General features: G+C 38.1%; 9 protein-coding genes. 6 read left to right on the top strand and 3 right to left on the bottom strand.

Features of this window, described 5'->3' with window-relative positions; all coding sequences use genetic code 11:
• Positions 1-153: 153 nt before the first annotated feature.
• Positions 154-1743, bottom strand: a complete 1590-nt coding sequence (gene prfC / locus DXZ23_RS11045; protein ID WP_103846626.1) for a peptide chain release factor 3 — start codon at positions 1741-1743, stop codon at positions 154-156.
• Between the two features lie 181 nt (positions 1744-1924).
• On the opposite strand from prfC, the gene DXZ23_RS11040 reads away from it, so the two are divergent.
• From DXZ23_RS11040 to DXZ23_RS11015, 6 genes are all read left to right on the top strand, one after another.
• The gene (locus DXZ23_RS11040) at positions 1925-2785 is read left to right on the top strand and encodes a phosphoribosylaminoimidazolesuccinocarboxamide synthase (protein ID WP_021724605.1); all 861 of its coding nucleotides are present in this window, start codon (positions 1925-1927) and stop codon (positions 2783-2785) included.
• Positions 2786-3034: 249 nt separating this feature from the next.
• Positions 3035-3400, top strand: coding sequence for a type II toxin-antitoxin system RelE/ParE family toxin (locus DXZ23_RS11035; protein WP_017807010.1), 366 nt, complete (start codon positions 3035-3037; stop codon positions 3398-3400).
• Between the two features lies 1 nt (position 3401).
• Positions 3402-3704 carry a helix-turn-helix domain-containing protein gene (locus DXZ23_RS11030; RefSeq protein ID WP_017807009.1) on the top strand — a complete coding sequence of 101 codons (303 nt, stop codon included), beginning with the start codon at positions 3402-3404 and terminating at the stop codon, positions 3702-3704.
• 111 nt (positions 3705-3815) lie between these two features.
• Entirely contained in the window at positions 3816-4655 is an 840-nt protein-coding gene (locus DXZ23_RS11025) for an SDR family oxidoreductase (protein WP_017807008.1), read from the top strand.
• A gap of 90 nt (positions 4656-4745) precedes the next feature.
• The gene (gene argG, locus DXZ23_RS11020) at positions 4746-6086 is read left to right on the top strand and encodes an argininosuccinate synthase (protein WP_017807007.1); all 1341 of its coding nucleotides are present in this window, start codon (positions 4746-4748) and stop codon (positions 6084-6086) included.
• A gap of 115 nt (positions 6087-6201) precedes the next feature.
• Positions 6202-7077: a VirK/YbjX family protein gene (locus tag DXZ23_RS11015; RefSeq protein ID WP_017807006.1), complete on the top strand. Its 876-nt coding sequence runs from the start codon at positions 6202-6204 to the stop codon at positions 7075-7077.
• Positions 7078-7143: 66 nt separating this feature from the next.
• Here the strand turns inward: DXZ23_RS11015 and DXZ23_RS11010 are convergent, their stop codons facing one another.
• Positions 7144-9921 (bottom strand): M16 family metallopeptidase, encoded by a 2778-nt coding sequence (locus DXZ23_RS11010; protein ID WP_017807005.1) that lies wholly within the window; start codon positions 9919-9921, stop codon positions 7144-7146.
• Positions 9922-9998: 77 nt separating this feature from the next.
• Entirely contained in the window at positions 9999-12428 is a 2430-nt protein-coding gene (locus tag DXZ23_RS11005; protein WP_021724602.1) for a TonB-dependent receptor plug domain-containing protein, read from the bottom strand.
• Positions 12429-12482: the final 54 nt, after the last annotated feature.

Here is a 12482-nt window from a genome sequence, read left to right as displayed (position 1 = left end):
TTGTTAGCATCAAATAATTTATATCGGTTTTCTTTACCAATGAATCGTGATGCATTTGGGACAATAAAGAAACAAAAATTATGCTTTAGTAATATACCCGAATACAGTGATTTTTTGGGGAGAGCAATTGCCCTCCCTTTTAGCGTTGCGGGGTTAGTGTTCCCTTGTTTTAAAGAACGCCACATCAGGATAACGCTCTTGGGCAAGGTTGAGGTTTACCATTGTTGGGGCAATGTAGGTGAGGTTGTCGCCGCCGTCTAGAGCGAGGTTTTGTTCATTTTTGCGTTTAAATTCTTCAAATTTTTTCGCATCTGAGCATTCAACCCAGCGAGCCGTTGCCACATTGACGGTTTCATAAATGGCTTCAACGTTATATTCGGATTTCAAGCGTGATACCACCACATCAAATTGCAGCACACCAACCGCACCTACGATGAGGTCGTTGTTGGTGAGCGGGCGGAAAACTTGCACCGCCCCTTCTTCCGAAAGTTGAACTAAGCCTTTCAACAGCTGTTTTTGTTTGAGCGGATCTTTCAGACGAATACGGCGGAATAGCTCAGGGGCGAAGTTTGGAATGCCCGTGAATTTCAGTTCTTCCCCTTGTGTGAACGTATCGCCAATTTGGATCGTGCCGTGATTATGCAAGCCGATAATATCGCCCGCATAGGCTTCTTCGGCGTGGGTGCGATCGCCTGCCATAAAGGTCAGAGCATCAGAAATCACCACATCTTTGCCGATACGAACGTGGCGGAGCTTCATTCCTTTTTCATATTTTCCCGAAACCACACGCATAAAGGCGACGCGGTCGCGGTGTTTTGGATCCATATTGGCTTGAATTTTAAACACAAAGCCCGTGAGCTTTTCTTCGCTACTTTCAACCAGACGAGTATCCGCTTGGCGTGCTTGCGGTGCAGGCACCCATTCGGTTAAGCCGTCAAGGAAATGATCTACCCCAAAATTGCCTAATGCCGTACCGAAGAAAACAGGCGTTAGCTCGCCGCTCAAAAAGAGGGATAAATCAAATTCGTTCGATGCCCCTTTGACTAGCTCTAATTCCTCACGCAGTTGTTGGGCTAAATCCGTGCCTACGGCAGCATCTAGCTCAGGATTATCCAAGCCTTTAACGATGCGAACCTCTTGAATGGTATGCCCTTGTCCAGTCTGGTAAAGATAGGTTTCATCTTTGTATAAATGATAAACCCCTTTGAAAAGCTTTCCGCAGCCAATCGGCCAAGTGATCGGTGCACAATGGATATTTAGCACGCTTTCCACTTCGTCCAACAATTCCATTGGATCGCGAATATCGCGGTCTAATTTATTCATAAAAGTGAGAATTGGGGTATCACGCAGACGGGTAACTTCCATTAATTTAATGGTACGTTCTTCCACCCCTTTGGCACTGTCGATCACCATTAAACAGCTATCTACGGCGGTTAAAGTGCGGTAAGTATCTTCCGAGAAATCTTCGTGTCCGGGGGTATCAAGCAAATTCACCAAGCAATCGTTATAAGGAAATTGCATTACGGAGGTGGTGATAGAAATTCCCCGTTGTTTTTCCATTTCCATCCAGTCTGATTTTGCGTGCTGGGCTGAGCCTTTCCCCTTTACCGATCCTGCTTTTTGAATGGCATTGCCGTAAAGCAACACTTTTTCCGTAATGGTGGTTTTCCCCGCATCGGGGTGGGAAATAATCGCGAAAGTTCGGCGTTTATTAACTTGTTGTGGATAATCGTTTACAGACATTGTTCTCTCATCATTCTTTTTATGGCGAAAAATAGGAGCTATTTTCCCTGATATTGCCTTTATTCTCAATCTTTTATTTCTTTTTTACGAAAATAAAAAAATTAAGCAATCGTTTGCGTAAATAGGGCAAAAGTGCGGTACAATAGACGGCAGTTTTTTCACAAAGCAACAGAGGCTGAAAATGAGCGAATTAAGTTTGAAAAAAATCTATTCGGGAAAAGTGCGAGATCTCTATGAGATCGATGAGAAACGAATGCTAATGGTGGCAACGGACAGGCTGTCGGCATTTGATGTGATCTTAACCGATCCCATTCCTCGCAAAGGGGAAATCTTGACCCAAATTTCCAATTTTTGGTTTAACAAATTGGCACATATTATGCCGAACCACCTAACAGGAGAAAGCCTGTATGACGTGTTGCCGAAAGCGGAAGCGGATTTAGTTAAAGATCGTGCGGTGGTGTGCAAACGCTTAACACCGATTAAAATTGAATCTATCGTACGCGGTTATCTCACGGGCAGCGGGCTGAAAGATTATCAGCAAACGGGAACAATTTGCTGGCTGGTGCTACCACAGGGCTTACAGGAAGCGAGCAAATTACCCGAACCCATTTTCACCCCGTCAAGCAAAGAAGAAGTGGGCAATCACGACATTAATATCAGCTACGCAGAATTCGAAAAATTGATTGGGGCAGAATTAGCGGCTCAAGTGAAAGAAAAAGCCCTCGCTCTCTATCAAGCAGCGGCAGAATATGCCCTGACTAAAGGCATTATTATTTGTGATACCAAATTTGAATTTGGCTTGGACGAAAATGGCACACTCACCCTAATGGACGAAGTGCTTACGCCAGATTCAAGCCGTTTTTGGTCGGTGGATACTTACCAAGAGGGTATCAATCCACCTTCTTTTGATAAACAATTTATCCGCGATTGGCTGGAAAACAGTGGCTGGAACAAAGAACCGCCCGCTCCACGTGTTCCTACTGAAGTGATCCAAAAAACAGTGGATAAATATCAAGAAGCCTTGGATCTTTTAACTAAATAAATTTTAAGTGCGGTGATTTTTCGGTTCAGATTTCCTTAATTAAAACATTGCTTTTTTATAATAAAGTAACGAGCTTCTTGAAAGCGGAAATTATCAAAATACGCAAAAAACCATATTCTAAGCCATTGAATATGCGTTAAAAATTCACTAAAAACCGACCGCACTTAGTTTAAGTGTGGTTGTAAATTTCTTGTTCGGTTATTAAATATAGATTAAAATCTATATTAAGTAATAAAAGGTAATCGCTGTATGAAACAAGAATGGGAAGTTATTTTACAAGACCCACTTTTAAATTGGCTTGAAACATTAGCAGAAGATGACTTATTAAAAGTCTATGCGGCATTAGCGTTATTATCAACAGAAGGACCGCAATTAGGCAGACCTTATGCCGATACTATTCAAGGTTCTAAATATACCAATTTAAAAGAATTGAGAGTACAGTCTAAATTATCCGTTTTCCGTTTGTTTTATATATTTGATCCCATTCGACAGGCTATTGTGCTATGTGGGGGAGATAAAAAAGGCAAAAAAGAAAAGCTCTTTTACAAAGAGATGATCACACTCGCCGAACAAACTTATGATAATTACCTTTCTGAATTTTTAAAGGAGCAATAAAATGAGCGTAGCATTTAAAGATTTAATGAATAAACTGCCAGCAGAAAAGCAAGCCAAAGTAAAAGCGATAGCAGATGATATGCGAATGGAATTACAACTTTATCGCATTCGTGAAGAATTGGAGCTTTCCCAAAAGCAAATGGCGGAAGCTTTGAATATTTCTCAGCCATCAGTTGTTGCACTTGAGAAACGGGGTAATGATATAAAATTATCATCAGTGAAGCGTTATATTGAAGCAATGGGCGGTGTTCTAAATTTATCTATTGAATTGCCTACTGGGAAAACCGTAACATTTAACTTATAAATGGTAAGGTGTTTTAGTGAACGTTTTTTTAGCTAAACCCTTGTGGAATATACAAAAAGAAGATATTCCGCTAAAATTAACCGCACTTTGAATTAACGTTTTTGAGGGATTATGCGATCTGTTGCAATCGTTGGATTAGGTTGGTTGGGCTTGCCCCTTGCTCGTCATCTGAAAAATTTAGGTTGGGCGGTGAAAGGCACAAAACGCACCCATAGCGGTGTGGAGCAAATGCGATTAATGCGGCTGGAAACCTATCATCTCTTGTTAGAGCCTGAAATTAATGCTGATCCTGACGATCTCGCTGCCTTATTTTCGGTGGAAACTGTGGTGATTAATATTCCGCCGAGTCAATATTTTTTCGATGTGCAACAGTATGTACAAGGCATTAAACATTTGGTGAATGAAGCCTTACTCAACGGCGTGCAACACTTTATTTTTATCAGCTCAACTTCCGTTTTCCCACAGCAAAATGGGCATTTCGCCGAAAGCCAATCGCCTCAACCTGATAGCGAAATCGGACGGGGCTTGTTAGAAATTGAACAATGGCTAGCCAGTTTGGCGAATATTGATTGCGACATTATTCGCTTTGCGGGGCTAGTGGGGGCGGATCGCCACCCCGTTTATGCTCTCGCGGGAAAAAGCGATTTGCCACAAGGCAACACGCCGATTAATTTGGTGCATATTGACGACTGTGCCAGAGCCATTCAGCTTTTGTTGGAAACGCCAAGCGGGCAGCGTTTATATCACCTCGTCGCTCCACAACACCCGAGCAAAGCGGAATATTATGGCAAAATGGCGGAAAAACTTCATTTAATCGCACCGCACTTTGTTTGTTCCGCGAATGATCCAATGCGGATTATTGCGGGCAACAAAATTTGTCAAGAATTGGATTTTGTTTATCAATATCCCGATCCTGATTTAATGATCGCCGATGGGGAAAAAACTCTGTAACGGGCAATGGACTTTATGGGGGATTTCATTGATAATAAGCCGATTTAAAATCACACCAACGCAAATTTAAAATCAAATATAGGGATTACTATGTCAAACACAATTTTACAAAGCCTTCCAGTTGGACAAAAAGTAGGGATTGCCTTTTCAGGTGGATTAGACACCAGTGCCGCATTGCTTTGGATGCGTCAAAATGGGGCGATTCCTTATGCTTACACCGCCAATTTAGGTCAGCCTGATGAAGAGGATTACAATGCTATTCCACGTAAAGCGATGGAATACGGTGCGGAAAATGCTCGCTTGATTGATTGTCGCAGCCAGCTTGCTCACGAAGGGATCGCAGCCATTCAATGCGGTGCGTTCCACATTTCAACGGGCGGTGCGACCTATTTCAACACCACCCCATTAGGGCGTGCGGTAACAGGCACAATGTTAGTTTCTGCAATGAAAGAAGATGATGTAAATATCTGGGGCGATGGTAGTACCTTCAAAGGCAACGACATTGAACGTTTCTATCGTTACGGCTTATTAACTAACCCAAATTTAAAAATCTACAAACCTTGGTTGGACAACCGTTTTATCGAAGAATTGGGCGGTCGCCACGAAATGTCAGAATTTTTAATTGCCAACGGTTTTGAATACAAAATGTCAGTGGAAAAAGCCTATTCGACCGATTCCAATATGCTTGGTGCAACCCACGAAGCGAAAGATCTTGAATTACTCAGCCGTGGCATTCGCATTGTGAACCCAATTATGGGCGTGCCATTCTGGCGTGAAGATGTGGAAATCAAACCTGAAGAAGTGACCGTTCGCTTTGAAGAAGGCGTGCCAGTAGCATTGAATGGCAAATCATTCAGCGATTTAGTTGAACTTTTCCTTGAAGCCAACCGCATTGGTGGTCGCCACGGCTTGGGAATGTCAGATCAAATCGAAAATCGCATTATTGAAGCGAAATCTCGCGGTATTTATGAAGCCCCGGGAATGGCGTTATTACACATCGCGTACGAACGCCTGCTCAGTGCAATTCACAATGAAGACACTATCGAACAATACCGTATCAACGGCTTACGTTTAGGTCGCTTGTTGTATCAAGGTCGCTGGTTCGACCCTCAAGCCCTAATGTTGCGTGAAACTGCTCAGCGTTGGGTTGCGCGTGCGATTACAGGCGAAGTTACCCTTGAATTACGCCGCGGGAACGATTATTCCATCTTAAACACCTCATCAGCAAACAGCACTTATCACCCAGAGCGTTTGAGTATGGAAAAAATTGAAAATGCGCCATTCGATCCATTAGATCGTATCGGTCAATTAACAATGCGTAACTTAGACATTGTGGATACTCGCGATAAATTAGGTATTTACACCCAAACAGGGCTATTGAGTATTTCCAAAGACTCTTTTTTACCACAATTAAATAATAAGCAAGATTAATCAAAATCTCGCAAAAATTGCACCGCACTTTTTTCAGATAGCTTTTTCCTGATTGAAAGTGCGGTGGTTTTTTATTAGAATTTTCCCCTCAATTTGGCAGACTTACGGTATTTTTATGACCACAGAATTTTCTTTTCCTTCCTTTGCTCAACTGTATCCCAATGAAAAACGCCGCTTAAAGCGTTTACGCGAAGCGTTGCGTTATGCAGGGAGAACATTGTTATACCGTAAACAATGCCAGCAACTCGTTGCGTTTTTAAACACAAATCCGCTTTGGGCGGAATTTTTTAATCAAAACTTATACCGCACAAACAGTTTGTTATACGCCTATTGCGATAAAACCTTTAATGCCGAGCAACGTTTGAATGCGATTTCACAGCATTTTCTACTTGCCGAAGAAAAATGGGGCGTGGATTTCTGTCAAAAATTAGTTACGCAAAAAAGTGTAGTATTATCCCAGCTCACAGAGCAATTATCACTACAACTAAACCTAAATCAGATTGATCCGCTGGAAGGATTTTTCTCGTTGAATATTTATGATAATGAAAGCCAACGCAGTGTTTACGATGCCTCATTCAGCTTTTTATCCCCAAACCAAATTTTGATTGCCTCAATTCAAGGGCCAAAAGGGGAAGTGGCACAAGATCTCGTGCGAACAGCCACCAAACAATTACACGGCATTCGCCCGATGTTTATGATTGTCAATGCTTTCAAAATGCTCGCCACACAATCCGATTGCGAATTAATCGGCATCGCCCATAAACGCCAAGCCAAATACCGTTGGAACGACTCTAAACGCTTGATTTTTAATTATGATGAATTTTGGCAAGAAAATAATGGGACATTAAACGCAAAAGGCTATTGGCAACTCCCCCTCAGTATTGAACGCAAACCCTTAGAAGAAATTCAAAGTAAAAAACGTTCAATGTACCGCAAACGTTATGAAATGCTCGATCAACTCGAAGCTGAGTTAGCTAAGCGATTTGAATAAAAATAGTTCACAAAAAATACCGCACTTTTACTTTAAATAAGATGCGGTATTCCTTATTTTAGAGGCTTAAGGCATCAATACGGCTCTAAATCTGGCTTTCGGCTGTAAAACTTTCTCTGCGAGGAGATCTATATTTTCTTTGCTCGCGATTTGTTCCAAATGTTGATACAGATAGATTTCTTCGTTACTTTCTGTATGCCAAAAACTTTGTTCTATGATATTTGCCACTGAAAGCAATGTATCAAATTGTTGTTTAATTTGTCGGTGCTTTTCTTGAATTTTCTTCTGTAAGAATTGGCTGTCAATTCCATTTTGACTGATTTCGTCAAGAATCTGGTAGGTTTTTTGGCTTAGTTCTTGGACTCTCTCTGGTGCACAACTAAATGCAATTTTTCCTTCAATTTTGGATTGCTCTTTTTCTTGGGTAAACCAGCTCTCTATTGTATATACACCTGACGCTTGTTCGCGTAAAACCCGTCGTAATTTTTCCTGTAAAATATCACTAAGTAAATCTAATTGATATTGCAATTCGGGTTGCCATTGATGCTTTGCGGTTAAATAAATTTCAACATCCGCTCTAGGTTCTTTTAGCCCATTCATTATTAATGTTTTAGCTGGTATTTGCGGAGAAATCTCGTAAGCTTGCCGTTGCTGTTTTTTTACAGGCACGGAAGAAAGATAATGACGAGCTAAATTTTCAACCTTGCTTTGCTCAATATCACCAATAATAAAATAGGTAAAATCTGTTTTACCTAATATGGCTTGATGATAAAAATCGGTTAATTGTTGGGTGGAAAAATTGAGAAGCTGTTCTGGTTTGGCATTATAGATAAAAGGAATATGAGGATAGCGTTGTTCAAGAATCTTTTTCATAAAAAGCGTTTCTGTATCAATTTGTGTTATATATTCTTGAGTCTCTTTTTTATAGCGTTCAAGTGCATTCTCAGAAACAGGCGTTCCTTGTAATTTTAAACGGAAAAGTTTTAATAAACTCTCTAACTGATCTGTTTTTCCAACAGCCGTGAATCCCTGCTTATAATCATCAAGGATTGTTGCAAAAGCGATTGGACTTTGGCTAAATAGCTGATTAATTTGTGAAAGGGTTAATACATTTATCCCTGAATCATCAGTAAGTGTTACTGCGGTTTTAAATAAATGATAGTCATTAGGCGACACTGTTCGTAATCCGCCCTGAGTAATAGCTTTAAAATAAACTTGATTCGGCATTTTATCACTATAGTGATAAATTAATTTACTGCCATTGGATAATTGATATTCTGTAATATCGCCTTTTTTCCAATATTTTACTTTTTTAATTTCTCCATATTCTATTTCTAAAGGGGGAAATTGGACGTGATTGGTTTTAATTTGCCAAGGTTGCTGTTTCGTAGAAAGTGCTTCTTGCCACATATTTTCTATGTTCTTTTGCGTTAAAGATAAAGAACCCGCTGGGTAAGGCTGTGTAATCAGTAATAATTTTGCTTTAATGGCAAGTAGTTGTTCAAATTGCTGATTAATTTCCTCTAAAGAAATTGTATTTAGAAATCGTTGGTTTAATTGATAGCGATCTTCTGGGCTAATAACAATTTGGTTATTGGCAGCAGAAATAATCAGATCATCTGCAATTTTTAAGCTCCCTGATCTTAGTGTGCGTTGCTTTTTATTTAATTGAATTAATCTTTTTATTTCTTGTTCAAATTCTTGTTTTGAAAATCCTTGCTGTTTAATTTCTGCAATAAAGTTAAATAAATTTCTGATTACCTTTTTATAATCTGTATTAAAAAGCTGTAATGAAAAAATATTCTGTATTGTTTCTCGACCTAAATGTGTACGATAAAAATTAACGGATTCAATATTTTTATTTTCTTGCTTTTCCCAATCTTGTAAACGTAGATTAATTAAACGAATAAGAATTTGTTGTAATAAATCTTGTCGGTATGCTGATAATGTATTTATTTTATTATCAAAAGTTTCAAAGAAACTAAATTCAATCACGGGAATATTTGTTCCTTTTTCAGCAACTGTTGCTAAACGCCACTGATTGATTAACGGAATTGAAAAATCAATTTTAGGTATAGGTGGCTGATTTATCGCTTTTTTGATATCAAGTTGTTGTTTTAATTGCTTTATTATCACTTTTGTATCAATATCTCCAACAATGATAAGCGACATATTATCAGGTCTGTACCACTTATGATAAAAATCAGCAACGCGTTGCTGAGAAATGGTACGAATAATATTCATATCACCAATAGGATCTCGTAGAATATAGCGAGAGCCAGCCATTTCAATTGCACTTTTTTTATCTCCTAACCGTAGCATTGGACTTAAGCGGCGACGCCATTCTTCCTCTACAACACCGCGTTCAGCATCTAAATCTTTCTTTAAAATTGTAAGGTGATGTATCCATTCATTTAAAACGTCAAAAGCTAAAGTGAAACTCTCAGGATCATTTTTATCCAGATTAAGGGTGTAAACTGTATTTTCAAAATCGGTAAAGGCATTAATATCTCGAGCAAATTTCATACCTAATTTTTCGAGAGCATAAATAATTTGGTTTTCAGGATATTTTTTGGAGCCATTAAATGCCATATGCTCTACCAAATGAGCAATACCTTTTTGATCTTCCTCTTCGTGCATAGAACCCGCATTAATCACTAATCGAATATAAACGCGATTTGCTGGCTCAACATTTTTCATTATGTAATAGGTCAATCCATTTTCTAATTTTCCATACTGCAAATTAGGATCAGAAGGTAATGGCATTGACAGCTGTTCTTTGGTATTTATTTGACAAGCTGAGAGAATGAAGAAGATAAAGAAAAGTGCGGTTAGTTTTTTCATTATTTTTCCCAAAATAAAAAAGGTAAAAATCCCTATATAATGTTTGTAGATATAGAGATTCTTACAGATAAATTGCGTTAAAATTCATATCCTATTTCTAACCAAAATTCACGACCTGGTGTATAAAGGCTATATTCGGAATTATTTGACAGAGAAACGGAACGAATTTTTCGAGTTTGGTTGAGAACATTCAGTGCATCAACTTGTAGATAAACAGAATGTTTTCCAGCAAATTTTGGCCGCCAACGTAAACTCATATCCCATTGGGTATGCGAGCCATAATCAAAGGTTCGATAGCGAGATATTCCATCTGGATATTCAATATTGATGATTTCTTCATAACCTTTGATTGGGGCTTTGATATAAATTCGATTTGACCAAGTTAAGTCCCAATTAGGAATAGCCATATCAATACCTAATCTCGCAATCCAGTCTTCTGTATTAGCATTTACTTTTTGCTGCATTGTATGACGAGTCATTAATTTACCATCAAGATAAATAAGTTCATTGGGATCAATATCTTTATCAAGATCCGAGCGTTTTGTTTTTAGCCAATCAAAGCCTAAAGAAGCATTCCAATGTGTACTTCCTAATTTAAATGGTTCGCTATTCTCAACTTGTAAAGTATAAATATCGACATTATAAGGATTACTATTGGTGTAATATTTTATTTTCTCTCCATTAACATCTTTCTGTTTTAGAATAATGCGATTTTTATATTTACGATGAATATAACCTATTTTAGCTAAAATATTGTGGTATTTTTGCTCAAAAGTTACACTTAATTCATCAGAATGAGGCGTTTTTAATTTACCTGAGAGCATAAAATCTCTAATATTCTCAGTATCACGATTAATTTTTAAAATTTCATTTGTCAATTTTAAAGAGGAAAAAGAACGCCCGTAATAACGATTTAAGCCTAAAGTAATTCCCGTATTATCCCAAGGGGAATATTTAGCAACAAAACGGGGAGAGAAATTGTTATTTTTTAAATAATCATCACGCTCAAATCTAATACCTGGTCGGAATTCTAAATTTTTCCTAGTTATCAAATCTTCGGCATATAATGCGATATTTTGATAATGTACTTTCGCATTGCCGCGATAGGTTGTTGCAATAGTTGAACCATTATCTCCCATTGGAAACCAAAAAATATTTTCTTCAGATTCCCCTAATGTTGCCATTCCTGTTTTTGCATAAACATTTTCACCACGATGAAATTTATAGTGGGTTAATTGATAAATTCCTCCTAGAGAAATGGAATGGCGAGCTGCTCCTATATTAAAAGGTTCAAAAGCATATTCTGTTGAATAATGAAGATTGGTTTGTTTTAATTGACTGTTTCCATAGCCGCCTTTTTCATAATCATAAAGTGGTTCATAATTTTCATCAGAAACAGAGACAATTTCTACATAATTAGCACTAGAATACCGGCTATCTTTAAAGTGATCATAAGCAAGAGTATTAGTTAAAACGCCAGAATTAAAGGCGCTTACCCAAGCGAGTGTTGCACCCATTGCACTATGGTAATCTGAAACATTTCCATTGATATTTGTTTGCGAATATTTTTCTTCTCGATAGTTAGAATAGCGAGTATTTAATTCTAATCGGTTATTGTCATTAATATTCCAATTAACATTAAATAATAGATTATCAGAACGGCGAGTATGAGCTTGTTGATGTAGTTGGGCTTCGGAGGCAAAACCGATGAGTCGGTATTGATTAATGGTTGAGGTTCTTCGACTAATCCCTAATACAGCACCAATATTTTCAGTTAAACCTTTTTCGGCAACAAGGCTAAAATTTTGCTTATGATATTTAGGTTGTAAACTAGCTGAACCATCAATTTCTGGGCGTACCTTTTCTAGTACTTGACTTACATTATCATCTTGTTTCATTTTAGCCCAAGAAGAATGCGTTGTTCGGTATTTCAATTTAAAACTATCTTGCCCGCTATATTGCTTGGTTTTAGCAATTACGCTTCCTCCCATAAATCCACCTAAACTGGCAGAAATGTTGCTATCTTGAACTTCAACTTTTGAAAGCATACTCGCATCGAAAAAATAAGCCTGGGTATGTGAAATTCCTGGCAGTACCTGCATTGCACCATCAAATATGCCTTGTTCAACAGCTAGATCATTATTAACATTAACATTATCGACAAAATAGGCAGTTTGATTAGCATCTGAACCATTAATTGATATATTTTCGGGTTTTATTTCTCCTTGCTGAAAACCATCTTGATCACTATTTTCATAGCGTATATGAGGGCTGGAACGTAAATAATCCGTAATATTATTTCCCTTTGATGGAGTTTTTTTCATTTTATCTGAATCAATCTTCAGCACTGAAGTTAAAGATTTATTTTTATCTGCATATATAACAATTTCAGGTATTGAGAATTGTGCTTGCATTTTTTGAGTATCTATTTTTTGTGTTTGAGCATAAGTTGGTATAAGTATGACACTGACACTAAGGCCGAGCATTGGAACGAGCAGTTTAGACATATACTTGATCTAAATATTATTGATAATTATTATCAATAATAATTTTAAAGAATG

Source organism: Avibacterium paragallinarum (assembly GCF_900450705.1).
Taxonomy (GTDB): domain Bacteria; phylum Pseudomonadota; class Gammaproteobacteria; order Enterobacterales; family Pasteurellaceae; genus Avibacterium; species Avibacterium paragallinarum.
This window is presented reverse-complemented; position numbering and strand designations above follow the sequence as displayed.